Here is a 24,225-nt window from a genome sequence, read left to right as displayed (position 1 = left end):
CGGCATGGTCGCCAGCACCCACTGGCTGGCCTCCGCCACCGGCATGGGCGTCCTGGAGCGCGGCGGCAACGCGTTCGACGCCGCGGTGGCCGCCGGATTCGTGCTGCAGGTCGCCGAGCCGCACCTGAACGGCCCCGGCGGCGAGGTGCCGATCCTGTTGTGGAGCGAGGCCGAGCAGAAGGTGTCGGTCGTGTGCGGTCAGGGCGTGGCCCCCGCCGCGGCCACGATCGAACGCTTCGCCGAGCTGGGCCTGGACGTCGTGCCCGGCACCGGGCTGCTGGCGGCGACCGTGCCGGGGGCGTTCGGCGGCTGGATGCTGATGCTGGAGCGCTGGGGCACCTGGTCGCTGGCCGACGTGCTGGCGCCCGCCATTCACTACGCCGAGCACGGCGTGCCGGTGCTGGAGCGGATCTCGGCCACGATCGCGTCGGTGCGGGAGCTGTTCACGCAGGACTGGCCCACGTCGGCGGCCACCTGGCTGCCGGGCGGGAACGTTCCCGAGCCCGGCTCCAAGCTGGCCAACCCCGTGCTGGCCGCCACCTACCGCCGGGTGGTCGCGGAGGCCGAGGCCGCGTCGAGCACCCGCGAGGGCCAGCTCGCCGCCGCCAGGAAGGCCTGGTACGAGGGCTTCGTCGCCGAGGCGATCGCCGAGTTCAGCGCGACGACGGCCTGGCGGGACAGCTCGGGCGAGGTGCACGGCGGCCTGCTCACGGGCGACGACCTGGCGGGCTGGTCGGCCTCGGTGGAGGAGCCGCTGACCTTCGACTACCGGGGTCACACGGTGGCCAAGACCGGCCCGTGGGGCCAGGGGCCCGCGTTCCTGCAGCAGCTCGCCCTGCTCGACGGGTACGACCTGGACGGCATGGACTTCCTCGGCGCCGACTACCTGCACACGGTGACGGAGGCCGCCAAGCTGGCCTTCGCCGACCGCGAGGCCTGGTACGGCGACACCGACGTGCCCATGGCCGACCTGCTGAGCCCGGCCTACAACGCCGAGCGGCGGCGGCTGATCGGCGCCGAGGCCAGCCTGGAGCTGCGGCCGGGAGCCCCCGGCGGGCGGGCGCCCCGGCTGCCCGTCTTCCCCGACCCCGGCACGCTGAGCGACGCCCCCGGCCTGTCCGGCGCCCGCAAGCCGCAGGGCGTCGGCGAGCCCACGGTCTCCAAGGACGGCATGGTCAAGGGCGACACGTGCCACGTGGACGTCGTGGACCGCTTCGGCAACATGGTGTCGGCCACCCCCAGCGGCGGCTGGCTGCAGAGCTCCCCCACCATCCCGGAGCTGGGCTTCTGCCTGGGCACCCGGGCCCAGATGTTCTGGCTGCAGGAGGACGTGGCCACCGCGCTGCGCCCCGGCACGCGCCCCCGTACGACGCTGTCGCCGTCGTTCGCGCTCAGGGACGGCAAGCCGTGGCTGGCGTTCGGCACCCCCGGCGGCGACCAGCAGGACCAGTGGAGCCTGAACTTCTTCCTCGCGGTCGTCCACGGCAAGCTCAACCTGCAGGAGGCCGTGGACGCCCCCATGTTCCACACCGAGCACTTCCCCAGCTCGTTCTTCCCGCGCGGCTCCCGCCCCGGCGTGGTGCACGTGGAGGACCGGGTGGATCCGGGCGTCATAGCGGAGCTGCGCCGGCGCGGGCACGAGGTCGAGGTGCAGGGCCCGTGGTCGCTCGGCAGGCTGAGCGCGGTCGCCCGTGACGGCGCCTTCCTCAAGGCCGCCGCCAACCCGCGTGGCGCCCAGGGCTACGCTGCCGGCCGATGACCGACCTGCTCTTCCTGGTCGGTGCCGGCCTGCTGGCCGGTGTGGTGAACGCCCTGGCGGGCGGAGGGACGCTCATCTCGTTCCCCGCCCTCCTGGCGCTGGGTTACCCGGGCCTGACCGCCACCGTCACCAACGCGGTGGCGTTGTGGCCCGGCTATCTGGGGGGTGTGCTCGGCTACCGGGCCGAGCTGCGGGGACAGCGGCGCAGGGCCACCCTGCTGTCGGTGACGGCGGTGCTGGGGGCCTGCGTGGGCAGCTCGCTGCTGCTGCTCACGCCGGGCAAGCTGTTCGAGTCGATGGTGCCGTGGCTGGTGGCCTTCGCCAGCCTCGCCCTGCTGGCGCAGCCGTGGCTGCGCCAGCTCATCGGGGGCCAGGAGGACGGCCGGACCAGCCGGCTGGTCTACGCTGGAACGTTCCTCGGCGGCTGCTACGGCGCCTACTTCAACGGCGGCATGGGCGTGGTGCTGCTGACCGTGCTCGGCCTGTTCCTGCACGACAACCTGCATCGCGTCAACGCCGTGCGGGCCGTGCTGTCGCTGGTCGTCAGCTCGGTCTCGGTCGTGGCGTTCTCACTGTTCGGGCCCGTGGAGTGGACGGCCGCGGCGATCATCGCGCCGGCCAGCCTGGCGGGCGGCTTCCTCGGCACCCGCCTGGCCAAGCTGATGCCCGCCAAGGTGCTGCGGGGCGTGGTCGTCGCGTTCGGCCTGGGGGTGGCCGTCGCGCTCGCCCTGCACTAGGCGACGGTGGCCTCGATGAGGTCGTCCACCACCTCTTCGAGGTGGTTGCCCCGCGCGTACGCCCGCCGCTGCCGCATGGCCCCCGACCCCTTGCGCAGCAGCCGGTCGAGGCCCTCCTGGATGAAGGTCAGGTCGCCGGCCTCGGCCAGCGCCGGGCGTACGTGCTCCAGGAGGCGCCCGGCCAGCACCGCCGCCGGCACGAGCGTGTTGTGCCGCACGTCCAGGCTGTCGCCCTGCAGCCCGTAGCGGGCGGCCCGCCAGTAGGCGGCACGCAGCACCTCGGCCGGCACGGGCTGCCCGCGGTCGCCGCGCGCGACGGCCGACAGGGCCGTGACCACCAGCCCGCGGATGAGCCCGATCAGGGTGAGGCTGTCGGCCACGTCGAGCGGCACGTCGGCCACCCTGATCTCCACGGTGGGCAGGCGGGGCGACGGCCGGGTGTCCCAGTAGACGGTCTTGGGGTCGAGCAGCACGCCCGAGTCCGCCAGCGCCCGCAGGGCCAGCTCGTACGCCCCGTACGACGGGAAGTACGGAGGCGCGCCCGAGACCGGCCACCGGCCCCAGCTGATCACCCTCCACGAGGCGTAGCCGGTGTCGCGCCCCACGAAGAACGGCGAGTTGGCGGCCAGCGCGATCAGCGTCGGCAGCCACGGCCGTAAGTGGTTGCCCACGTAGACGGCGTGCTCGGCGTCGGGCACGTCCACGTGCACGTGGAGGGCGCAGATGCTGATCTCGTCCTGCAGCGCCCGGTAGAGCGTGCGGCCCTGGTGGTAGCGGTCGTCGTCGGTGAGCGGCGGCTGCATGACGTTGCCCAGGACGGGGATGCCGCTGGCGACGACCGCCAGGCCGCAGGAGCGGGCCGCCCCCGCCACCTCCTTGCGCGCGGCACGCAACTGCGAGCCCAGCTCGCTCAGGTCGGCGGAGGGCGGCGTGCGAGCCTCCACCTGGAATCGGGTGATTTCGTGCACCACGTCGAGCATGTCCGTCGCGGCGGCCAGGACCTCGGCCGCCCGGGGAGTCACGTGGCGGGTGCGGGGATCGACGATGAGGTACTCCTCTTCGATCCCGATGAGCGCAACCATGCCCACACCTCGCTGGGAGTCCAACCCTCCGTAGGGAGTTGTGCCCCTACCTCACCCCCCGGAAAACCCGGTTGTCAGGCAGTGAACTCCACGGGGCCGTAGAGTGCATGGCCGGCGCGGGTGGACATGGCCCAGTAGCGGTCGCCGTACGACCAGTGCCACCACTCGGTGGGGTAGTTGACCAGCCCGGCGGGCTCCAGGGCGGCGGCGAGCAGCTTGCGGTGCGCGCGGGCGTCGTCGGAGATGTTGGGCGCGGCGGTGTAGCAGGCGCCGCAGCTCTGCTCCGGGTTGTCGTTGACCTCGGTGCCCATGTCGTACTCGGTGCCGTCGGGCGCGCACAGGGTCAGGTCCACGGCGGCGCCGGCGGTGTGCGGGGCCACCTCCACCGGTGAGACGTACCGGCTGGCCGCGACGTACGACTCCGCGGGCGGCAGGTGGGAGAGCGTGGCACGGTACTCGTCGAAGATCCGGCGCTGGGTGGCCACAGGGCGATACCCCTCGACGACCAGCAGGTGGTAGCCGTCGGGCAACAGGCTCTCCGCGTGCTCCAGCCGCCGCAGCACCCCGGAGCGCAGGTGCGCGTAGGCGCCCTGCTCGTCGGCCAGGCGCGGGTCCACGCGCAGCCGCCCGCGCACGTCCGCGAGCGGTTCGCCGCTCTCCTCCACCGGGATGGAGGTCACGCGGGGGTCCGAGATCAGCACGACGTCGTTCGGGGACTGCCACATGGGCAAGAATTCTCACACAGTGTCGGAGAAGACCTGCTCCCGGGCCTGTTCGAGCGCGGCCACCAGGGCGCCGCGCAGCACCGGGTTGCCCGCGACCCTGGTCGTGACGACGGTCGGGCGGCTCGGGCACACCCGGGCCACGGCCTCCTGCACCTTGGCCGCCAGCCGCTCGCCGCCGGCGCGGCCGATGTCGCCGCTGAGCACGATGAGGCCGGGGTCGAGCACGACGGTGACGGCCGCCGCGCCCAGGGCCAGCCGGGCGGCCACGGCGTCGAGGTAGCTCTCGTCGCCGCCGCGTACCAGGTCGGGCACCGTGTGGCCGGCGACGCCGTGCTCCTCGGCCAGGCCGCGCAGCGCGTCGTGGCCCACCAGGCGCTGGAAGGAGCCCGTCTGCGGGCGGGTGACGTCGGAGGGCAGCGGCTCGCCCGGCACGGGCAGCCAGCCGATCTCGCCCGCGCCGCCGGTGATGCCCCGGTGCAGCCGGCCGCCCAGCATGACGCCGAGGCCCTGGCCGACGCCTGCCCAGACGACCACGAAGTCGTCGTGGCCGACGGCCGCACCGTGGCGGTGCTCGGCCAGGGCGACCAGGTTGACGTCGTTCTCGATGGTGACGGAGGTGCCGAGCGTCTCGCGCAGGCTGGCCAGCACGCCGACGTGCCAGGCGGGCAGGTCCACCGAGATGCGCACGTCACCGGTGGCCGGATCGACGACGCCTCTCGTGCCGATGACGAACGCGCGCAGTTGCGAGAGGCTGACGCTGGCGGCGTCGCACGCCCGCTGCACCGCGGCGTGCACCGCCTTGACCGGATCGCGAGCGTCGGAGGGATTGACGGTGATCTCGACCACGACTCTGCCTGTGATGTCCGCCACACCGACCGTGAGACTGTCGGGCAGGACCTCCAGGCCGGCCACGTACGCGCTCGACGGGACCACGGCGTACAGGGCGGCGTGCGGCCCCCTGCCTCCCGCGCGCTCGCCCGCGACCTCCACCAGCCCCCGCTCCTCCAGGCGCGCGAGGAGCTGACCTGCCGTTACCTTGGAGAGCCCGGTCCGCTCGCCGAGCTCGGCACGGGTGAGTGGGCCGTCCCCGAGGAGCAGTTCGAGTGCCGCGCGGTCGTTCAGCCGGCGTAGCAACCGGGGAGTTCCCGGGTCTCGGCTCATCGGCGCACCCTTCTCGTCACGATCGGCTAACGGGCGTTTCTTTTAAGAAAGTTTCTTGTTAGTTTACCAGCATCGTTCGGATTTGACGATCAGCCTGGTGCGGACCGTAGGCCAGCACCCGGGAAGGGAGAACCCTGTGAGGATCGCTAAGATCACCGCCACTACGGTCACCACGGCCGCGCTGGCCCTGGGCCTGGCCGCTTGTGGCTCCGGTGAACAGCCCCCCTCGTCCTCACCCAGCGCCGCCGCCTCCTCCGGCCCCGCGTTCGCCGGCAAGACGCTCAGCGTGTGGCGGCTCGGCGACAGCAACCCCGCCGCGGCCAAGTACATGGAGGAGCTCAACGCCGAGTTCACCAAGCAGACCGGCGCGCAGGTCAAGCTGGAGTGGATCCCGTGGCCGCAGGTCGCCGACAAGTTCGCCGCCGCGGCGACCGGCACCGGCCCCGACGTGACCGAGATCGGCAACGACCAGGTGCCGATGTGGCAGAGCCAGGACGCGCTCACCCCGATCACCGACATCGCCCGTGAGGGCGACCGTTCGCAGATCCCCCAGAACCTCTACGGCTACGAGACCGTCGACAACGAGATCTACGCCATCCCGTGGGGCGCGGGCGCCCGCGCGGTGCTCTACCGCAAGGACTGGTTCGAAGAGCTCAAGATCGAGACGCCCAAGACCTGGGACGAGCTCGTCGCCGCCGCCAAGAAGATCCAGGCCGAGAAGAAGGGCGTGGACGGCTTCGCCTTCAACGGCGGCTCGGACGCCAACCACCTGCTGGCGGCCTTCGCCTGGTCCGAGGGCGGCGAGTACGCCGTCAAGGAGGGCGACAAGTGGGTCGGCAAGCTCACCGAGCCGGCCTTCGCCGCGGGCTTCGGCACCTACACCAGCCTGGTCACCGACGGCCTGTCCAGTAAGGCGAACCTGACGCAGAACACCACGGACATCCGGACGCGCTTCGCCAACAACAAGGTCGCGATGTACCTCACCGCCGCCTGGGACCTGTCGGGCATCGAGGAGGACTCCAAGGGCAAGCTGAAGGGCGACAAGCTCGGCTTCTTCCCGCTGCCCGCCAAGACCGGCGGCGTGGCGCCCTCCTTCTTCGGCGGCAACGACATCGCGCTGTGGGGCACCACCCAGCAGGCGGACCTCGGCAAGGAGTACATCAAGCTGGCCACCAGCAAGACCTGGGCCGACCGGTACGCCAAGGAGGGCGGCCTGCTGCCCGTCTACCCCGACACCCTGCAGGCGATGAACGAGGACCCGGCGCAGGGCCCGTTCGCGCAGGCGTTCGCCAAGGCCAAGGCCTTCCCCGCCGACCCCAACTGGTCTGAGGCCGACGCGACGAAGGCCGTGCTGCAGAACGCGGCACGCGCCGTCATCGAGGGCAAGAAGGACGCCAACACCGCCCTCGCGGACGCCAACAAGGAACTCGAAGAGATCCTGAACCAGTAGCGATGGCGAACACGACAACGGTCGCCCGGGGCAGGGGCTCGTCCCCGCCCCCGGGCCACCGGCGTACCAGGAACGGCCGTAGGGCGCGGGCGAGCGGGCTGCCGGTGTGGAGCATCCCGTACGTGCTGCTCGTCCCCGGCCTGGTGGTCATCGCGGGGCTGCTGCTCTACCCGATGGTCCAGCTGTCCATCATGGCCTTCCAGAAGGTCGGCCTGGCCCAGATCCGGGGCACCCGGCCCGCCGAGTGGGTCGGCCTGGAGAACTTCGAGAAGATCCTCGCCAACGACATCTTCTGGTCCGCCCTGCGCAACACGGTGGCCTTCGCCTTCGTCGCCGTCAGCCTCACGCTGATCGTGGGCACCGCGGTCGGCGTGCTGCTGCACCGGCTGGGCAAGAAGATGTCGCTGTTCGTGGTCGTCGGCTGCATGTTCGCCTGGGCCGTGCCGCCCGTGGCGCAGGGCGTCATCTGGCGCTCCCTGTTCGACGCCGAGGCCGGCATCGTCAACTGGGCGCTCAACCTGCTGCCCGACTGGCTGGCGGCCCCGCCCGACGGCCAGGAGAGCTGGACCGGCACCCCCTGGCTGAACGAGACCGTCCCCCTCTACATCGCGCTGACCGTCTGCGTGGTGTGGGCCGGCTTCCCGTTCATCGCGGTCTCGGTGCTGGCCGGGCTCAAGGGCATCCCCGCCGAGCTGTACGAGGCCGCCAAGGTGGACGGCTCAGGGCCGTGGCACACGTTCAGGAAGATCACGCTGCCGATGCTCAAGCCGGTCTTCGCCGTGCTGACGGTGCTGTCGATCATCTGGGACTTCAAGTGCTTCAGCCAGCTCTACGTGCTCATGAACGGTCCCACCAACCGTGACGGCTTCAACCTGTCGATGTACGCCGTCGCCGAGGCGTTCAAGCCCCCGCAGAAGCTGGGCACGGGCGCGGCGATCTCCGTGGTGCTGACGATCATCCTGCTGATCATCACCGTGGTGTACGTCAGGCAGATCGTGAAGCAGGAGGAGATGTGACCCCGCTCGCACGCAAGAGGCTCGGCAAGATCCTGCTGAACGCCGCCGGGATCGCGGTCTTCGTCTATGCGGTCTTCCCCGTCTACTGGATGGTCGCCACCGGCTTCAAGGCCAACGACCAGATCTTCACCACCGAGTTCATCCCGTTCCCGACGCACTTCACCCTGGAGCACTTCGAGCGGGTGCTGACCGAGGGCGTCGCGAACAACTCCATCTGGCTCTACCTGCGCAACAGCGCGATCGTGGCGCTCGGCACCGTCGTCATCGGCTCCGCGTTCGCGCTGCTGTCGGCCACCGCCATCGCCCGCTTCAACTTCAAGGGGCGCGGCACGTTCCTGGTGGTGCTGCTGATCGTGCAGATGTTGCCGGCGGAGGGCCTGCTCATCCCGCTGTACATGATGGTCAAGCGGGCGGGGCTCGGTGACCAGCTGCTCGGGCTGATCATCACCCAGGTCGCGCTGACGCTGCCGTTCGCCGTGTGGATGTTGCGCACGTTCGTCGCGGCGGTGCCCAGGTCGCTGGAGGAGGCGGCCTGGATCGACGGGGCCGGGCGCATGACGACCTTCTGGAGGGTGCTCTTCCCGCTGGTCGCGCCCGGGCTGGTGGCCACCAGCATCTTCTCCTTCATCACGGCCTGGAACGACCTGGTCTTCGCCCTCTACCTGATGTCGGGGTCCGAGGGGTACACGATGCCGGTCGCCCTGCAGTACTTCTTCGGCCAGAAGGGCGTGGACTGGGGCGCCATCATGGCCGGCTCCACGCTGATGACGATCCCGGTCGTCATCTTCTTCCTGCTGGTGCAACGCCGCATGGTCACCGGCCTGACCGCCGGGGCCGTGAAGGGCTGACGACCTTCCCGCGTACGGTGCCGCCGGCACCGTACCCAACCCTGCCTTGAAACGGATGAGGAGCCATGAGTCAGAGTGATCGGGGGCTGCGCCGACTCGCGGCCGGCACGCTGCTCGTCGCCTTCCAGGGCACCACGGCGCCCGACTGGGTGCTGCGCGAGCTGGAGCACGGCCTCGGCGGCGTGACGCTCTTCGGCTTCAACGTGGCCGAGCCCGGCCAGGTGCTCGCCCTGACCACCGCGCTGAGGGGAGCCGGTGAGCCCGTCATCTCGCTCGACGAGGAGGGCGGGGACGTGACGCGGCTGGCCTACCACGTCGGCAGCCCGTACCCGGGCAACGCGGCGCTGGGGGCCGTGGACGACGTGGAGCTGACCCGCCGGGTCTACCGGGCCATCGGGTGCGAGCTGGCCGCCTGCGGCATCAACCTGGACATGGCGCCGAGCGCCGACGTCAACACCGAGGCCGACAACCCGGTGATCGGCACCAGGTCGTTCGGCACCGATCCGGAGCTGGTGGCCAGGCACACGGTCGCCGCCGTGGAGGGCCTCCAGTCGGTGCACGTGGCCGCCTGCGTCAAGCACTTCCCCGGCCACGGCGCCACCCGGGTGGACTCCCACGTCGCGGTCCCGGTCGTGGACGTCGGCCTGGACATGCTGCGGGAGCGGGAGCTGGCCCCGTTCCGTGCCGCCATCGGGGCGGGGGCCAAGTCGGTGATGACCGCGCACGTCGCGGTGCCGGTGCTGACGGGCAGGACGCCCGCCACGCTGTCCGGCGCCGCGCTGACCGGGCTCCTCAGGGGCGAGCTCGGTTACGACGGCGTGGTCGTCACCGACGCCCTCGACATGCACGCGATCACCAAGAGCGTGGGCCTGGCAGGGGGCGCCGTGCTCTCCCTCGCGGCCGGCTCGGACCTGCTGTGCCTGGGCCCGCTGCCGACCTACGACGACGTGCGGGCCATCATCGCCGAGATCGTCTCCGCCGTCCGCGAGGGGCGGCTGCCCGAGTCCAGGCTGGAGGAGGCGGCCGCGCGGGTGGCCGCGCTGCGCTCCTGGACCGCCACGCCGGGCCAGGAGACCGGGCTCAACGGGAGCGGGCTCAACGGGAGCGGCCAGAACGGGGCCGGGCAGAACGGGGTGGGCCTGCACGCGGCCCGCCGCGCCGTCCGGCTCACCGGCTCAGCGGCCCCTCTCGTCGAGCCCCTCGTCATCGAGGTGGACACGCCGCCGACCATCGCCGTGGGCGACGTGCCGTGGGGGGTGGGGCCGTGGCTGCCGGACGCCGAGATCGTGCGCGTCAAGCCGGCCGCCGCCGACGTCCAGGGACTGCTGGCCAAGGCCGGGGGGCGCTCCCTGGTCGTGGTGGTCAAGGACGCGCACCGGCACGACGAGAGCCGCGCTCTGGTCTCGGAGCTACTGGCCGCCCGTCCTGACACCACGGTGATCGAGATGGGCCTGCCGGTGTGGCGGCCGGACGCCGCCACGTACATCGCCACGTACGGCGCCGCCCGCGCCAACGCCCAGGCGGCCGTCGAGCTCCTCACCGCCTGAGGCCCGCCGGGGTGGCGGGCAGGCGTGTCTCTCAGGAGGCCAGCAGCTCCTCGCGTGCCTGGTCCAGCGCCGCCAGCACGGCGCCGCGCAGCACCGGGTTCTTGTCCGTCACCGTGGTCGTGACGATCTGGGGCCGCACCAGGCAGATCCGGGCCACGGCCTCCTCCACCCGGGACGCCAGCGCGGCGCCACCGGCGTGCCCCACCTCCCCGGCCAGCACCACCAGGCCGGGGTCGAGGATCACGCACACCGCGGCCACCCCCAGGGCCAGCCGCTGCGCGATCTCGTCCAGCAGCGGCTCCCCCTCGGCTCCCGCCGCCACCGCCACCTTCACGCACTCGGTCGCGCTGCTGGCGGCGAACCCGTATCCGCGCGCCAGCTCGGTCACCGCCTCGGCGCTGACCAGCGACTGCAGACCGCCGGCCAGCGAGGGCAGCCGCCCCGGCTGCGTACGGATGTCCTCCGGCAGCGGCACCCCGGGCACCGGCAGGTAGCCGATCTCCCCCGCGCTGCCCGAGCGCCCCCGGTGCAGCTTGCCGCCGAGCGTGATGGCCAGGCCCAGCCCGCGGCTGGCCCACAGCAGCACGAAGTCGTCGAGCCCCTGCGCGGCCCCGTCGACGCGCTCGGCGATGGCGGCGAGGTTGACGTCGTTCTCGATCGTCACCTCGCGCCGCAGGTCGCCCGCCAGGGCCTCGTGGATGCCCTCGTGCCAGCCGGGCAGGTCGAAGGAGAACCGGATGTCGCCGCTGCGCGGATCGACCACGCCGGGGGTGCCGATGACGACGCCGCGCAGCTTGGAGATGCTCACCTTGGCGCTGCGGCACGCCTTGACGATCGCCCCGTGCACCAGCGAGACGGGGTCGTCGTGGCCGTCGGGGGCGACGGTGACCTCGGCGATCGTGTTGCCGTGGATGTCGGCGACGGCCGTGGAGATCAGCTCGGGGCCGACCTCCAGGCCGGCCACGTACGCGCTGGAGGCGATCACCGAGTACAGCGCCGCGTTGGGCCCCCGCCCGCCGGCCTGCGTGCCGACCACCTCGACCAGCCCGCGCTCCTCGAGCCTGGCCAGCGTCTGCGAGGCCGTGACCTTGGACAGACCGGTCAGATTGCCGATCTGCCCGCGCGTCATGGGACCGGTCGCCAGCAACAGCTCCAGCGCGGCCCGGTCGTTGATCTCCCTGAGCAATCTGGGCACACCAGGGCGTCGCTCCACGCTGAATCCCACCGTCAAATCGAAAAGGTTGTTGGAAGTTTAGCGCCCCCATTCTTGCCTGGTGTGAACGCCGATTTCCGCACCTGGGACGTACCCGCCGGAATCGGATCTCGTGCCCGTTCTGGCAAGCTTGCGCCTAACCAGTGTTGACCAGGAGGGATAATCGAGAACATGCGCCTATCCGCTCGTGTCGACTACGCTCTCCGTGCCGCCGCTGAACTGGCCGCCGCCGGTGCAGGCCCGACCACCGTGGGCGAGCTCGCCAAGGAGCAGGACATGCCGCCCAAGTACCTGGAGAACATCCTGCTGCAGATGCGCCGCGCCGGGCTGGTGCGCGGCCAGCGCGGGCCGGAGGGCGGCTACGTGCTGGCCAGGCCCGCCTCCGCCATCTCGCTGGCCGACGTCATCCGCGCCGTGGACGGCCCGCTCGCCAACGTCCGCGGCGAGCGGCCCGAGCACGTCGGTTACCGGGGGCCGGCGGAGTCGCTGCAGCAGGTGTGGATCGCCTTGCGGGCCACCGAGCGGTCGATCCTGGAGGAGGTCACGCTGGAGCAGGTCGCCTCCGGGGCGCTGCCCGAGCGCATCCGCCAGCTCGCCTCCGACCCGGCCGCCTGGGACTGACCGCCCCACCGCCACGCGAGCGCCGCCCATGCCCTGCCCCGGCAGCGTTCACCGTGCCGGGGGCGCGCCCAGCGCGTACGCGACGCCCGCGTCCAGGTCGCTGTCGCGCCCGGCGCTGAAGGCGCTGGCGTAGGCCTGATCACCGAGCACCCCCCGCACCTCGCTCTCACACGCCCGCCGCGTGGCCACCAGCTCCGGCGTGCCGATCTGGTGCTTGCCCACGGTGTCCCAGATCTGGTCGGCCAGCCCCAGCATGCGCGCCGCCCGCTCCCCCTCCCCCGCCGCCACCGCCGCCGGCGCGAGCACGTCGATGGCCATCGCCATCCCGAGGCTGTCGTGCAGCCGCCACTTGACCTCCAGCGCCGCCGTCGCGTACGCCCGCGCCTGCCCCGGCCGCCCGCAGGCCAGCTCGGCCTGGGCGCGCAGCACGTCACCGTAGGCCCGCTGCCACCGCTCACCGTGCCGGTCGCACAGCGCGCGCAGCCGTTCGAGCGCCGCGATGCCGTCCTCGAAGCTGCCGACCATGGTCCTGCTCATCCCGTAGCTGGTGTAGGCCAGCAGCACGGGGAAGAGGAACAGCGAGCGCGCCTCCTGGTCGATCACCTTCCTGGCCGCCTCGGCGGCGCGCGCGTTGTCGCCCATGATGATCCGGGCGCAGCTCATGGCGCACCAGGCCATCAGTGTCGCCTCCACGTCGCCCTGCGCCTCGGCCTCTGCCGCGCACTCCGTCGCCAGCTTCTCGGCGAGCGCGCCCTCGCCCTGGCACACCAGGACCAGGGCGCACGCCCACAGGGCCTTGCGCCGCGCGGGCCCCGGCTCGCGGTTCTGGGCCAGCGCCCGTTCCAGGAAGTGCCGCCCCTCCTGGAGGAAGCCGCAGGGGTACCAGAAGAACCACAGCGCCCCTGCCAGCTCCAGCGCGGTCTGCCCTTCCGGGCGTACCAGGGCGAACTGCAGCGCGGCCCGCAGGTTGGGCAGCTCGACGGTCATGCGGTCGTACCAGGCGTACTGGTCGGGGCCGATCCAGGCGGCGTCGCCCTCCCTGGCCAGCTCCAGGTAGTAGTCGCGGTGCCGGCGCCGGACGCGTTCGTCCTGGCCCAGGTCCTTCAGCCAGATGGCGCCGAACTCGCGGATCGTGTCCAGCATCCGGTAGCGGTCACCCGCCCCGGTCGGCTCCCAGATGAGGATCGACTTGTCCGCGAGCGATTCGAGCAGCTGCGGGATCTGCCAGCTCGGCAGCCGGTCGTCGGCGCAGACCCGCTTCACCGCGGCCGGGTCGATCCCCCCGGCGAACACCGAGGCCCGCGCCCACAGCAGCCGCTCGGCGGGGGTGCAGAGCTGGTGGCTCCAGCCGATCGCGGTGCGCAGGGCCTGGTGCCAGGGCGGGTCGGCGCCGTACACCTTGTGGTCGGTCGTGCCGAGCACCGCGAAGCGGTCCTCCAGCCGCTCGGCCAGCCGCTGGGGGGACAGCTCGCGCAGCCGGGCGGCGGCCAGCTCGATGGCCAGCGGCAGCCCTTCCAGCCGCCGGCACACCCGCATCAGCGCGTCGCGGTTGTGCTCGCCGATCGCGAAGCCGGGCACGATCGCGGCGGCGCGGTCGAGGAGCAGCTCCACCGCGTCGCCCGCCCGCCAGTCGGCGCCCTCCGGGACCGGCAGCGGCTCCACCGTGAGAACCTGCTCCTCCGCGCGCCCCAGCGGCCTGCGGCTGGTGGCCAGGACGCGGAGCAGGGGCGCCGCCGCGAGCAGTTGCCCGACCGCCGCCGCGCACGCCTCGGTCAGGTGCTCGCAGGTGTCGAGGACGAGCAGCAGCTCCCGGTCGGCGAGGTAGTCGGCCAGCACCTCGGTCACGGGCCGGGAGCTCTGGTCGCTCAGCGGCAGCGCCTCCGCGATCGCGTACGGCAGCGCGCTCCCCTCCACCAGCGGCGACAGCGCCACCACCCAGACCCCGTCGGCGAAGCCCTGCCGCAGCTCGGCGGCGGCCCGCAGGGCGATCCTGGTCTTCCCGACCCCGGCCACCCCGGTGACCGTCACCAGCCGGGAGCGTTCCAGCAGCGCCCGCACCGCATCCACCTCCTCGCGGCGACCGATCAGACTCGTGGTCTCGCTGGGGACGTTTCCCTGCCACTGGCTGACTTGCATGAGCGTCACCTCACAGGACTCGGTGTGTCCCACAGTTTGCCGGAATCGCTCCCGCACCGTCACTAAAAGTGAGAAGGTGGCTACTCGCGATCGCAACCCCCCGAGGAGGCGTCATCCCACGCCAAATCGTCTCCAGCCGTCAGCGGCTGCTGCTGCCCGCGCTGCTCGCGGCTGAGGTGGTGGTCGCGCTGGCGGACGCCGCGTACGCCACGGTCTCCCTGTCGGCCCTGCTGCTGGTCGGCCCGATGGTCGCCGCCCACCTGCTGGCCGTCCGCCACACCGTGCTGGCCGCCGCCACCGCCCTGGTGCTGGCGCTGCCGCTGCCCGCGGTGGACGAGGGCTCCCTGCCGCACCACCTGGTACGCGCGCTGATCGTGGTCACCGGCGGCCTGTGGGCGTACGTGACGGCGCGCTCCCACGCCCGCCACCGCGTCGAGCTGGCCAGGATGACCCGCATCGCGGAGTGGGCGATGATCCCCGCGCTCCCCGCCGAGCTGGGCGGGGTGGGCCTGGCGGCGCACACCCGCTCGTCGGCGGCCACCGCCCGCATCGGCGGCGACCTGCACGACGCCGTCGCCACACCCACGGGCCTGCGCCTGGTCATCGGCGACGTCAAGGGGCACGGGCTGGACGCCGCGCATCTCAGCGCGACCGTTCTGGCGGCCTTCCGCCGCACCGCGGCCACCGCGCCCGACCTGGCCGCGCTGGCTCTGGACCTGGACGCCGCCATCGCTCCCAGCCTCGGGCCGGAGGACTTCGTCACGGTGCTGCTGGCCGAGTTCGTGCCCGGCGGGGTGCTGCTGGTCAACTGCGGGCATCCGGCTCCGGTGCGGGTGGACAACCGGCTGCGCGCCCTGCATCCGCCCCGCTCGTGCCGGCCTCTCGGCCTGTCCCCCGAGCCGTACGTGTGGCGCGTGCGCCTGCTGCCGTCCGACCGTCTGCTGCTGTTCACCGACGGGCTGACCGAGGCCCGCAGCTGCGAGGGCGTCGAGCTGCCCTTCGGCGAGCGCCTGCACGAGGCGCTGACGCAGGCCACGCTGGCGGAGTCGATGCGCGAGGTGCTGGGGCTGCTGCGGCGGCACACCGGCGGGTCGTGCGCGCACGCGGCGGACGACCTGACGCTGATCCTGGCCCAGCCCCTCCCCGTGCGGGAGCCGCCCGCCCCGACTCCCGTCGCGGAGGACCGGCACAGCGGGGACCGGCAGAATGAGGACCGGCACAGTCTGGACTGACCGTCACTTCGCCGAGTACCAGAAGGTGACCTTGTCCAGCTCGTCCGCCGGCCCGGTGATCAGGGTGCGGACACGCTCACCGCCGGCGTCCGCCAGGAAGACGTCCGTCCTCTTGCCCGCGCGCACGGTGGACAGGAAGTGACGCCCGTCCAGCCACCCGTTGAAGGTGGCGCCGGCCGCCAGCCGGGCCTCGCCCTTCCTCGCGCCGGTCCGCTCGTCCCAGAAGCAGATCCGGCGCGGCTGCCCTGGGCACACCGTGGCGAAGACCACGCCGAACGGTGTCCCGGTGGCTCCGCCGACCGTCAGCCTGCCCACCCCGGTGAAGCTGCGCAGCACCTTGCCGTCCAGGTCCAGCACGCGTACCGAGCCGTCCGCCGCCTGCTGCAGCACGCTGTCGTGGTCGGAGCCCCAGTGGTACCTGGCGTCCCCGGCACTCGCCGACTCGGTGATCTTGACCGAGCCCGTGACCGGGTCCACGACCGCGAAGCCCACGGCCCGCTGCTCCCTGCCGACGTGGAGCACGGTGGCCAGCACCCGGCGCCCGTCCCCCGACCAGGACGGGTCCATCAGCGTGCGCGGCTTGTCCACGGTACGCACCTCGCGGTCCTGGCCCGTGGCGCGGTCGCGCAGCCTGATGGACTCGAAGTCGGTGCTCGTCAGGCGCGTGTACCGCAGGGAGGCCACGAAACGGCCGCCCGGCGAGACGATCGGCTCCTCGAAGCTGCCGAAGAAGGAGAAGTCCCCCCTGGCGGGGTCGCGCACGTAGGTGGCGGCGTCGTTGTGCACGTCGCGGTAGGAGGAGACCCAGACGGGGTCGGCGGGGTTCTCGTGCAGGGTGATCCCGGTCTTGGAGATCTTCACGTCCGTCACCGAGGTGCGGGCCATCGTCCCCGTGCGCGGGGTCGGCAGCGGCACGGGGGCGGGCGCGGGCGGGCGCGGGGGCGGGGCGGGGCGCAGGAGGAGCACCGCGACGGTGATGACCACGGCCGTGCCAGCCGCCGCGGCCACCAGCGGCCGGCGCCGGCGGCGGGGCGGGGCCGCCGGCTGCTGCCCCTCGGCCAGCAGCCGCTGCTCGCCGGTGTGCCGCAGCGCCTGGTCGCGGTGCCCGAGCAGGGTCAGCAGCGCCTGCGGGGCGGTGGGGCGGGCCGCGGGGTCCTTGTCGAGGCAGCGCCCGGCCAGCTCGCGCAGCTCGCCGTCGAGGTCGCCGAGGTCGGGCTCGGCGGTCAGGATCCGGCCGATCAGCGCGGGCAGCTCACCCGTCCCGAACGGCGGGCGTCCCGTCGCCGCCGCCACCATGGTCCCCGCCCAGGCGAACAGGTCGGCCGCCGGCCCGGCAGGACCGCCGCCGAACTGCTCGGGCGCCATGTACGGCGGCGTCCCGACGAGATGCGTGCCGTCGCCCTCACGCTCCTCCAGCGCCCGCGAGATGCCGAAGTCGATCACCCGCGGCCCGTCCCTGCTGAGCAGCACGTTGCCGGGCTTGAAGTCCCGGTGCACGACGCCGGCCTGGTGGATGGCGGCCAGCGCGGTCAGCGTGCCGATGGCCAGGCGGCGCAGCTCGGCCCCGCGCAGCGGACCCCGCTCCAGGATCACGGTCGCCAGGGACGGGCCGTCGACGTACTCGCTCACCACGTACGGCGTGCCCCGGAACTCACCGCTGGCCAGCACCTGCGCGGTGCAGAACGCCTTGACCCGCCGCGCGTAGCCGATCTCCTGGCGGAACCGGTCGCGGGCCTCGGGGTCGTCCAGCCCGTCGCCCAGCATCTTGATCGCGACCGGCGTGCCGGCGGCCGACTCCCCGAGGTAGACCACGCCCTGCCCGCCCTGGCCCAGCCGCCCGGCGAGGCGGTGGCCGCCCAGCTCCGCCGGGTCGCCGGCGATCAGCGGCTTCACGAGGCCGGTACGCGGGCGAACTGGAGCATGTGCGGCTTGTCCGTCGCCAGATCCACCAGCACCCGGCTTGTGTCACCCGTCAGATCGATGATCTTGATTTGCGCGGTGCCCTTCTTCTTGCCCGGATCCTGCACGAGCAGGTGTTTCTCGTTGAACCAGCCCAGGAAGCTGCCCTCGCCGGTGCTGAACGGCACCGTCGCCTGCCGGGCGCCCGACTGGAGGTCCCAGACGCAGTAGTCCTTGCCGCTGGGGCAGACGGTGGCCAGCCGCTTGCCCGACGGGGAGAACCACTCGCCGCCCTTCGGATGGCCGACCCAGTGCATGGTCTTGGTGACCTGGCCGGACAGGTCGTAGAACTCGATCCCCTTGTTCTCGCCGTCCCAGAATCCCCGTACGACCGTCCCGTCAGGGGCGAAGTTGTAGGCCAGGGTCGCGTCGTCGGCGTACTCGGTCTCGACGTGCACGGCCTTCCGCGCGGCCACGTCCACGACCACGAAGCCCACGATGCGCGCGGGCTCGTTCTCCATGTCGTAGACCGACAGCAGCAGCTTGCCGCCGTCCCTGGACCAGAAGGGCCGGCTGGTGCTGAGGGGCTTCTTGACCGTGCTGACGACGAAGGACTCCCCCGTCGACAGCTTGGTGAACTTGACCTGGTCGAGGTCGGTGCCCTGGTACTTCAGCAGGGGGTTGAGCGCGACCCAGTCGCCGCCCGGCGACAGCAGGGGCTGCTCGAACCTGCCGACGGTCCTGAACGCGCCGCCCTTCTCCCGGACGTAGGAGGTGAACTGCCCCGAGGCCCCGAGGAACGAGGTCAGCCGCATCGAGTCGCTCGGATGCTCGTGCAGGACGGCGTCGATGTCCTTGACCTCCAGGTCGGTGGCCGCCTTCTTCTCCACCTTCTCCTCCGGCGCCGCGGTCTGGGAGACCGCGACGGTGGGCGTGGCGGGCGAGCCGGACGCCGCGGGCGTGGCGGCGGCCCGCGTCACGGTGGCGGCACGGTCGCCGGTGAGCGCGTAGACGCCCGCGCCGGACAGCAGCGCCCCGGCGGCGAACGCCGCCGCCAGCGCCGCCACGTTGAGGCTGCGGCGGGCCGGTGGGGCGGTCTCGGGCGGCGACGGGCCGTGGCTCACCTGCCCGCTCAGCAACGACGTCTGGCCGACCAGCCGCAGCAGCACGTCGCTGGCCGCCGGCCGCGCGGCCGGGTCCTTGTCCAGGCAGCGGGCGATCAGCCCGTGCAGCTCGCCCAGATCGGGCAGGTCCGGTGGCTGGTTGACGATGCGATCGACGGTGGCGCTCATCGACCCGCCCTCGAAGGGCGAGGCGCCGCTCACCGCGAACACCATGGTCGCCGCCCAGGAGAACACGTCGGCCGCCGCCCCGGCCTCGCCACCGCGCAGCCGCTCGGGCGCGGTGTAGGCGGGCACGGCCACCTTCCTGGTCGAGACGGACGCCGCCGCCATCGCCTGCTCCAGCCCGGCGTCGATCACCCGGGGGCCGTCGGGGCCGAGCAGCACGTTGCCCGGCCGGATGTCGCCGTGCGCCAGGCCCGCCTGGTGGATGGCGACCAGCGCGGTGATGGTCCCCGCCGCCAGCCGGTAGAGCCCCACCCCGTCGAACGTGCCGCCCACGTCCTTGAGCGCGGGCCCGTCCACGAACTCCGTGACGAGGTAGGCCTGCTCGCCGAACACCCCCGCGCCCAGGATCTGCGCGGTGCCGACGGCCGAGACGCCGCGCAGCGGCTCCATGGCCCGCAGGAACGGCTCTGGCTCCATCTCGGGTGGCAGCAGCCGGACGAGCACCGGCTCACCGCTCCTCGACCGTCCGGTGAACACCTGAGCTGTCAGCCGCCCGGTCAACCGGTATTCCGCGACTTCGGTGGGATCTCCCGCGCGTAATTCCGTGATTTCCGGCATGCCCCGTTCAGCCCTCCGTCAAGGCCTGCTCCTGATCGTCATTATGGCCGTGAACTCCCGGCCTGGGCAGACCATCCTGAAAGTGCTTCATAAACTGGGGAAATGCCTGAAGGAGACGCCGTCTACCGCACCGCCGCACGGCTCAGGGGCGCACTGGACGGCCAGGCCCTGACCCGATCCGACTTCCGCGTGCCCCGCTACGCCACGGCCGATCTGACAGGCCGGGAGGTGATCACCACGCTGTCGCGGGGCAAGCATCTGCTCACCCGGGTGGAGGGGGAGCTGACCGTCCACACCCATCTGCGCATGGAGGGCCGCTGGCACGTCGCGCGGCCGGGCGAGCGGGTACCGCCCGGCGACCAGGTGCGGCTGATCCTGGCCAACGAGCGGTGGCAGGCGATCGGGATCAAGCTCGGCATGGTGGATCTCGTCAGGACGGCCGACGAGGCACGCCTGGTGGGTCACCTGGGGCCGGATCTGCTCGGCGCGGACTGGGACCCGGATGAGGCCGTGCGAAGGCTACGAGGGGCGCCCGGCAGGACCATCGGGGAGGCGCTGCTCGATCAGCGCAACCTGGCGGGGATCGGCACGATCTATCGCGCCGAGACCCTGTTCCTGCGTGGGATCTGGCCGTGGAAGAAGGTCGGGGAGATCGCAGATCTCGAGGGGCTCGTGTCGCTGGCGCAGCGGCTGCTGGCGGCCAACAAGGGGCATGCGGGCACAGTGACCACAGGGGATCGCCGCCCAGCGAACCAGACCTGGGTCTATGGCAGGGCGGGGAGGCCCTGTCGCCGATGCGGCACCCGCATCAGTCGTGGGGAGATGGGAGAGCAGCCACAGGAACGCCTGATCCTGTGGTGTGCCGGCTGCCAGCCGCGTTAGGCGGCCACCATGTCCTTGACTTCGGGGAACACGGAGTCGGAGATCGACCCGGGAACCGTCTCGCCAAGAGGCAGGCGCTCGTGCTCCGGCACGTCGGCCAGCACAGGAGCAGCTTGGAGCTCCGCCAGCGCGAACTGGTCGGAAACCTCACGCAACACCTGCGAAAGCGGCACCCCGAGCGCGCCGCAGATCGACGCGAGCAGCTCGGACGAGGCCTCCTTCTGGCCGCGCTCCACCTCGGACAGATAGCCGAGTGAGACCCGGGCCAGCGTGGACACCTCGCGTAGCGTGCGCCCCTGCCGCACCCGCAACCGCCTCAGCACATCTCCGAGCAGCTGACGCAGCAGAATCATCTGTCGCTCCCTCCCCGGCGCGGATGTCTTCACCACGCCCCGCGCGATCGGATCGTGCCGCACTTTGTTCTTCTTAGCTTCGTACATACTCCTCGCCGTCATCACTGGACGTCGCCGCCCCTGGACCGCCGCTCGTGCCTCGTTGCGCGACTCATCAGGCCCGCCTGCCGGGCGCTCGGTGCTTGCAGTTGGCTCACGGACCTCACTCACAGCTCCACCGTACCCGTATCCACCGACACCGCGTCAGACCGCGCATCGCATGTTCGCTCGGGACGTAACACGGTAATCACCCGGAATGTTCCCCTATGTTCGCCTTCAGCACACCTGACAGGAGATCGACTACCTCGTCCACCGTCTCTACCCTGATACGTTCGCGCGACCCTTCAAGTCTCAATTCGCGGGACGAAATCTGCCCGCCGGGCCCCGAGACCGCCGCGTACACCAGGCCCACCGGCTTGCCGTCCTGCGGCTCGGGCCCCGCCACGCCCGTCACGGCCACCCCGTAGGTCGCCCCGCACACCCGGGCCACCCCCGCCGCCATCGCGGCGGCCACGCCGGGGTGCACGGCCCCCTCACGCGCCAGCAGCTCCGCCGGCACGCCCAGCAGCTCGTGCTTGAGATCGGTGGCGTAGGAGATCACCCCGCCCCTGAACGCCTTGGAGGAGCCGGACACCGCGGTGATCCTGGCCCCGATGAGCCCGCCCGTCAGCGACTCGGCCACGGCCACGGTGGCCTCCCGCGCCACCAGCATCGCCAGCACCTCGGCCACGTCAGCCATCGATCACTCCCCGCGCGCCTGCTTGGCCACTTTGCGCAGTCTCACCGCTCTGAAGAGGTAGTCGGCCCCCGTCGCCACGGTGACCACGACCGCCCCGCCCATCACCACCCACCGGACGGGGCCCGGCACGAAGGGCAGGAGGTAGAGCACGATGGCGGCGATCTGCAGCACGGTCTTGACCTTGCCGCCGTAGCTGGCCGGGATGACCGCGTGCCGCAGCAGCACCAGCCGCAGCACCGTGATGCCCAGCTCCCTGCCGAGGATCACCACCGTGACCCACCAGGGCAGCTCGCCCAGGATCGACAGGCAGACCAGCGCGGCCCCGGTGAGCGCCTTGTCGGCGATCGGGTCGGCGATCTTGCCGAAGTCGGTGATGAGGCCGTACCGCCGGGCCAGCTCCCCGTCGAGGTGGTCGGTGATCGAGGCCACCGCGAAGACCGCCAGCGCGGCCACCCGCCAGCCGGTGCCCGGCAGGAAGAGGCAGACGACGAAGAAGGGGACGAGCACCAACCGGAGGACCGTGAGGACGTTGGCGATGTTCCACGGGCTTACCACGCGGCGCTCGTCCCTTTTCATGGACCGCCGGCCTTGATGCGCGCGATCAGGTCAACCCCCTCGGCGTCGACCACGTGCGCGCGTACGATCTGCCCCTTGACCAGGCCGATGCCCTGCACCGTGACCGAGCCGTCGACCTCGGGGCCCTGGTGCGCCGCGCGGCCCTCGTAGCCGCCGTCGCCCAGGTCGTCGTCGATCAGCACGTCGACCTCGGTGCCGATGCGCTCCTCCGCCCGCTGGGCCGTCAGCTCCTCGGCCAGCTCGGTGAGCACCCGCACCCGCTCGTCGATGACCTCCTGATCCAGCTTGCCCGGCAGCTTGGCCGCCTCCGTGCCGTCCTCGTCGGAGTAGCCGAACACGCCGATCACGTCGAGCCTGGCCGCTTCCAGGAACCCGACCAGCTCGCCGAACTCCTCCTCGGTCTCCCCGGGGAAGCCCACGATGAAGTTGGAGCGCACGCCCGCCTCGGGGGCGCGCTCGCGCACGGTCTCCAGCAGCCCCAGGAAGCGCTCGGGGTCGCCGAAGCGCCGCATCCGGCGCAGCACGCCGCCGCTGGCGTGCTGGAAGGACAGGTCGAAGTAGGGCGCGACGCCCTCGGTGCCGGTGATCACGTCGATCAGGCCGGGACGCAGCTCGGCGGGCTGCAGGTAGCTGACCCGCACCCGCTCGACGCCCTCCACGGCGGCCAGCTGCGGCAGCAGCTTCTCCAGCGCCCTGAGGTCGCCCAGGTCCTTGCCGTAGGAGGTGGAGTTCTCGCTGACCAGGACGAGCTCGCGCACGCCCCTGTGGGCCAGCCAGTCGGCCTCGGCGAGCAGCTCGTCGGGCCGGCGGGAGACGTAGGAGCCACGGAAGGCCGGGATGGCGCAGAACGTGCAGCGGCGGTCGCAGCCGGAGGCCAGCTTGAGCGAGGCCACCGGGCTCTCGTCGAGCCGTTTGCGCAGCACGCGCGGCCCGCTGGCGGGCGCCAGGCCCTCAGGCAGGTCGCCGTGACCTGGGATGTTGGCCTTGGGGGCGCTGGCACGGTCCACCGGCGAGATGGGTAGCAAGGTGCGGCGGTCGCGTGGCGTGTGCGGCTTGAGCGGCCTGTCGGCCAGCACGTCGTCGAGGCGGTCACCGATCTCGGCGTAGTCGTCGAAGGAGATGACCGCGCTGGCCTCGGGCAGGGCCTCGGCGAGCTCGTTGCCGTAGCGCTCGGCCATGCAACCCGCGGCGACCACCTTCGCGCCGGAGTCGGCGGCGGCCAGCAGCGTGTCGATGGAGTCCTTCTTGGCCGAGTCGATGAAGCCACACGTGTTGACGACGACGACATCGGGGTCGTCGTCGCCCAGCTGCCAGCCGGCAGCCTCCAGTCGCGCGGCCAGCTCTTCGGAGTCGACCTCGTTGCGTGCGCAGCCCAGAGTGATCAGCGATGCGGTTCGGCGGGATGACATGGTGAACACTACGGTATCGGGAGTTGGCCACCACCCGTTGCACCGGGCTCCCCCCGGCGGCTACCGCGACTGCGGTTTGGGCGGCCCGAAGGTGCGCCGCGCCACGTCTCCCCTGCCGCCCAGACCCTTCACCCGCTTGCCGTTGACGTGCAGCGTTACCGCTCCGGCGTCCGCCAGCAGCACGTTGACCTTGTCGGGCGCGCGCCAGGTGGAGGTCTTGCCCGCCTTGAGAGTGCCGGCGAACAGCTTGTGCCCTTCGGCGTCGTGCAGGCTCACGTACGACGACCGCTTCGCCTTGATACGCACCGTAACGGTGTTCTTGGCCGTCATCTTCGTCGGCGTCGGCTTCGGCGTCTCGGTGATGGGCGTGTTCGGCGGGACGCTGGGCCGGGCCGAGGCGGCCCGCACGTCACCCGTACGCACCTGGTCGCTGGCGCCGCCCATCACCCGCATCATGCCGAAGACCACGACGATGGCCAGCGCCACGCCGAGCGCCATCGTCCAGTTGGGCCCGCGCCGCTCCGGCAGGTTGATCTTGCGATCGGCCTGGAAGACGGCCGAGGCCGGCATGGGCTGCGGAGGCCCGCCGTACTGCTGGTCGTAGAGATGGACCGTGGCCTCCGGATCGAGGCCCACCGCCCTGGCCACGGCCCGGACGTGCCCTCTGGCGTAGAAGGCACCGCCGCACTGACCGTAGTCGTCCTGCTCCATGCAATGGATCATGGCCTCGCGAATCCTGGTGGCCGCGCTGACCTGCGCCACCGTCAGCCCGGCCGTCTGCCTGGCCGCCCGCAGCATGGCCCCGATGCTCTGCTCCTGCACAGCGAACCGCCCCCCACCACACCGACTACTCTTCGTGGTGGTACATATTCAATCAGTTATCGCCGTGCAACC

Annotated in this window: 21 protein-coding genes; 9 read left to right on the top strand and 12 right to left on the bottom strand. The window is 72.1% G+C overall.

Features of this window, described 5'->3' with window-relative positions:
- Positions 1–4 precede the first annotated feature (4 nt).
- Complete coding sequence (locus LCN96_RS11645) at positions 5–1,759, top strand: gamma-glutamyltransferase family protein (RefSeq protein ID WP_225275965.1); 1,755 nt, start codon at positions 5–7, stop codon at positions 1,757–1,759.
- Positions 1,756–2,496 carry a sulfite exporter TauE/SafE family protein gene (locus LCN96_RS11640; RefSeq protein ID WP_225272609.1) on the top strand — a complete coding sequence of 247 codons (741 nt, stop codon included), beginning with the start codon at positions 1,756–1,758 and terminating at the stop codon, positions 2,494–2,496. The genes LCN96_RS11645 and LCN96_RS11640 overlap by 4 nt, the downstream gene beginning before the upstream one ends.
- Here LCN96_RS11640 and LCN96_RS11635 read toward each other — a convergent pair.
- From LCN96_RS11635 to LCN96_RS11625, 3 genes are all read right to left on the bottom strand, one after another.
- Positions 2,493–3,578, bottom strand: coding sequence for a carboxylate-amine ligase (locus tag LCN96_RS11635; RefSeq protein ID WP_225272608.1), 1,086 nt, complete (start codon positions 3,576–3,578; stop codon positions 2,493–2,495). The genes LCN96_RS11640 and LCN96_RS11635 overlap by 4 nt on opposite strands.
- Positions 3,579–3,652: 74 nt before the next feature.
- On the bottom strand, positions 3,653–4,303 hold the full coding sequence (locus LCN96_RS11630) for a M15 family metallopeptidase (protein ID WP_225272607.1): 651 nt from the start codon (positions 4,301–4,303) through the stop codon (positions 3,653–3,655).
- Positions 4,304–4,315: 12 nt separating this feature from the next.
- Entirely contained in the window at positions 4,316–5,464 is a 1,149-nt protein-coding gene (locus LCN96_RS11625) for an ROK family transcriptional regulator (protein WP_225272606.1), read from the bottom strand.
- Between the two features lie 136 nt (positions 5,465–5,600).
- On the opposite strand from LCN96_RS11625, the gene LCN96_RS11620 reads away from it, so the two are divergent.
- The 4 genes from LCN96_RS11620 (at position 5,601) to LCN96_RS11605 (ending at position 10,325) form a co-directional block, all read left to right on the top strand.
- Positions 5,601–6,914, top strand: coding sequence for an extracellular solute-binding protein (locus tag LCN96_RS11620; protein WP_225272605.1), 1,314 nt, complete (start codon positions 5,601–5,603; stop codon positions 6,912–6,914).
- 2 nt (positions 6,915–6,916) lie between these two features.
- Complete coding sequence (locus tag LCN96_RS11615; RefSeq protein WP_225272604.1) at positions 6,917–7,930, top strand: carbohydrate ABC transporter permease; 1,014 nt, start codon at positions 6,917–6,919, stop codon at positions 7,928–7,930.
- Complete coding sequence (locus tag LCN96_RS11610) at positions 7,927–8,778, top strand: carbohydrate ABC transporter permease (protein WP_225272603.1); 852 nt, start codon at positions 7,927–7,929, stop codon at positions 8,776–8,778. Before LCN96_RS11615 ends, LCN96_RS11610 begins: the two co-directional genes overlap by 4 nt.
- A 65-nt stretch (positions 8,779–8,843) precedes the next feature.
- A complete protein-coding gene (locus LCN96_RS11605) occupies positions 8,844–10,325 on the top strand; it encodes a glycoside hydrolase family 3 protein (protein ID WP_225272602.1) in 1,482 nt (493 codons plus the stop codon).
- A gap of 31 nt (positions 10,326–10,356) precedes the next feature.
- On the opposite strand, the gene LCN96_RS11600 is transcribed toward LCN96_RS11605, so the two are convergent.
- Positions 10,357–11,538 (bottom strand): ROK family transcriptional regulator, encoded by a 1,182-nt coding sequence (locus LCN96_RS11600; RefSeq protein WP_225272601.1) that lies wholly within the window; start codon positions 11,536–11,538, stop codon positions 10,357–10,359.
- Between the two features lie 171 nt (positions 11,539–11,709).
- On the opposite strand from LCN96_RS11600, the gene LCN96_RS11595 reads away from it, so the two are divergent.
- The gene (locus tag LCN96_RS11595; RefSeq protein WP_225272600.1) at positions 11,710–12,159 is read left to right on the top strand and encodes an RrF2 family transcriptional regulator; all 450 of its coding nucleotides are present in this window, start codon (positions 11,710–11,712) and stop codon (positions 12,157–12,159) included.
- A 48-nt stretch (positions 12,160–12,207) separates the two neighbouring features.
- Here LCN96_RS11595 and LCN96_RS11590 read toward each other — a convergent pair whose 3' ends face one another.
- Positions 12,208–14,295, bottom strand: a complete 2,088-nt coding sequence (locus tag LCN96_RS11590; RefSeq protein ID WP_225272599.1) for an ATP-binding protein — start codon at positions 14,293–14,295, stop codon at positions 12,208–12,210.
- Positions 14,296–14,363: 68 nt separating this feature from the next.
- On the opposite strand from LCN96_RS11590, the gene LCN96_RS11585 reads away from it, so the two are divergent.
- On the top strand, positions 14,364–15,527 hold the full coding sequence (locus LCN96_RS11585; RefSeq protein ID WP_225272598.1) for a PP2C family protein-serine/threonine phosphatase: 1,164 nt from the start codon (positions 14,364–14,366) through the stop codon (positions 15,525–15,527).
- A gap of 3 nt (positions 15,528–15,530) precedes the next feature.
- Here LCN96_RS11585 and LCN96_RS11580 read toward each other — a convergent pair whose 3' ends face one another.
- Both LCN96_RS11580 and LCN96_RS11575 read right to left on the bottom strand, forming a co-directional pair.
- Positions 15,531–17,420 carry a serine/threonine-protein kinase gene (locus LCN96_RS11580; protein WP_225272597.1) on the bottom strand — a complete coding sequence of 630 codons (1,890 nt, stop codon included), beginning with the start codon at positions 17,418–17,420 and terminating at the stop codon, positions 15,531–15,533.
- Complete coding sequence (locus LCN96_RS11575; protein ID WP_225272596.1) at positions 17,417–19,333, bottom strand: serine/threonine-protein kinase; 1,917 nt, start codon at positions 19,331–19,333, stop codon at positions 17,417–17,419. The genes LCN96_RS11580 and LCN96_RS11575 overlap by 4 nt, the downstream gene beginning before the upstream one ends.
- A 102-nt stretch (positions 19,334–19,435) precedes the next feature.
- On the opposite strand from LCN96_RS11575, the gene LCN96_RS11570 reads away from it, so the two are divergent.
- Positions 19,436–20,215 carry a DNA-formamidopyrimidine glycosylase family protein gene (locus tag LCN96_RS11570; protein WP_225272595.1) on the top strand — a complete coding sequence of 260 codons (780 nt, stop codon included), beginning with the start codon at positions 19,436–19,438 and terminating at the stop codon, positions 20,213–20,215.
- Here LCN96_RS11570 and LCN96_RS11565 read toward each other — a convergent pair.
- The 5 genes from LCN96_RS11565 to LCN96_RS11545 form a co-directional block, all read right to left on the bottom strand.
- Positions 20,212–20,568 (bottom strand): helix-turn-helix domain-containing protein, encoded by a 357-nt coding sequence (locus LCN96_RS11565; RefSeq protein ID WP_185112531.1) that lies wholly within the window; start codon positions 20,566–20,568, stop codon positions 20,212–20,214. The genes LCN96_RS11570 and LCN96_RS11565 overlap by 4 nt on opposite strands.
- Positions 20,569–20,854: 286 nt before the next feature.
- The gene (locus tag LCN96_RS11560; protein WP_225272594.1) at positions 20,855–21,346 is read right to left on the bottom strand and encodes a CinA family protein; all 492 of its coding nucleotides are present in this window, start codon (positions 21,344–21,346) and stop codon (positions 20,855–20,857) included.
- A gap of 3 nt (positions 21,347–21,349) precedes the next feature.
- Positions 21,350–21,922 carry a CDP-diacylglycerol--glycerol-3-phosphate 3-phosphatidyltransferase gene (gene pgsA / locus LCN96_RS11555; protein WP_225272593.1) on the bottom strand — a complete coding sequence of 191 codons (573 nt, stop codon included), beginning with the start codon at positions 21,920–21,922 and terminating at the stop codon, positions 21,350–21,352.
- A complete protein-coding gene (rimO, locus tag LCN96_RS11550; RefSeq protein ID WP_225272592.1) occupies positions 21,919–23,331 on the bottom strand; it encodes a 30S ribosomal protein S12 methylthiotransferase RimO in 1,413 nt (470 codons plus the stop codon). Before rimO ends, pgsA begins: the two co-directional genes overlap by 4 nt.
- A 60-nt stretch (positions 23,332–23,391) precedes the next feature.
- Positions 23,392–24,153 (bottom strand): helix-turn-helix domain-containing protein, encoded by a 762-nt coding sequence (locus LCN96_RS11545; protein ID WP_225272591.1) that lies wholly within the window; start codon positions 24,151–24,153, stop codon positions 23,392–23,394.
- Between the last annotated feature and the right edge of the window lie 72 nt (positions 24,154–24,225).

The sequence above is a fragment of the Nonomuraea gerenzanensis genome, assembly GCF_020215645.1.
GTDB classification, from domain to species: Bacteria; Actinomycetota; Actinomycetes; order Streptosporangiales; family Streptosporangiaceae; genus Nonomuraea; species Nonomuraea gerenzanensis.
This window is presented reverse-complemented; position numbering and strand designations above follow the sequence as displayed.

Coding starts and splice junctions, on each gene's coding strand:
- LCN96_RS11595 (WP_225272600.1), top strand. CDS start 11,710: ATGCGCCTATCCGCTCGTGTCGACTACGCTCTCCGTGCCGCCGCTGAA.
- LCN96_RS11635 (WP_225272608.1), bottom strand. CDS start 3,578: ATGGTTGCGCTCATCGGGATCGAAGAGGAGTACCTCATCGTCGATCCC.
- LCN96_RS11615 (WP_225272604.1), top strand. CDS start 6,917: ATGGCGAACACGACAACGGTCGCCCGGGGCAGGGGCTCGTCCCCGCCC.
- LCN96_RS11630 (WP_225272607.1), bottom strand. CDS start 4,303: ATGTGGCAGTCCCCGAACGACGTCGTGCTGATCTCGGACCCCCGCGTG.
- LCN96_RS11575 (WP_225272596.1), bottom strand. CDS start 19,333: ATGCCGGAAATCACGGAATTACGCGCGGGAGATCCCACCGAAGTCGCG.
- LCN96_RS11560 (WP_225272594.1), bottom strand. CDS start 21,346: ATGGCTGACGTGGCCGAGGTGCTGGCGATGCTGGTGGCGCGGGAGGCC.
- LCN96_RS11565 (WP_185112531.1), bottom strand. CDS start 20,568: ATGATTCTGCTGCGTCAGCTGCTCGGAGATGTGCTGAGGCGGTTGCGG.
- LCN96_RS11625 (WP_225272606.1), bottom strand. CDS start 5,464: ATGAGCCGAGACCCGGGAACTCCCCGGTTGCTACGCCGGCTGAACGAC.
- LCN96_RS11645 (WP_225275965.1), top strand. CDS start 5: ATGGTCGCCAGCACCCACTGGCTGGCCTCCGCCACCGGCATGGGCGTC.
- rimO (WP_225272592.1), bottom strand. CDS start 23,331: ATGTCATCCCGCCGAACCGCATCGCTGATCACTCTGGGCTGCGCACGC.
- pgsA (WP_225272593.1), bottom strand. CDS start 21,922: ATGAAAAGGGACGAGCGCCGCGTGGTAAGCCCGTGGAACATCGCCAAC.
- LCN96_RS11605 (WP_225272602.1), top strand. CDS start 8,844: ATGAGTCAGAGTGATCGGGGGCTGCGCCGACTCGCGGCCGGCACGCTG.
- LCN96_RS11570 (WP_225272595.1), top strand. CDS start 19,436: ATGCCTGAAGGAGACGCCGTCTACCGCACCGCCGCACGGCTCAGGGGC.
- LCN96_RS11640 (WP_225272609.1), top strand. CDS start 1,756: ATGACCGACCTGCTCTTCCTGGTCGGTGCCGGCCTGCTGGCCGGTGTG.
- LCN96_RS11590 (WP_225272599.1), bottom strand. CDS start 14,295: ATGCAAGTCAGCCAGTGGCAGGGAAACGTCCCCAGCGAGACCACGAGT.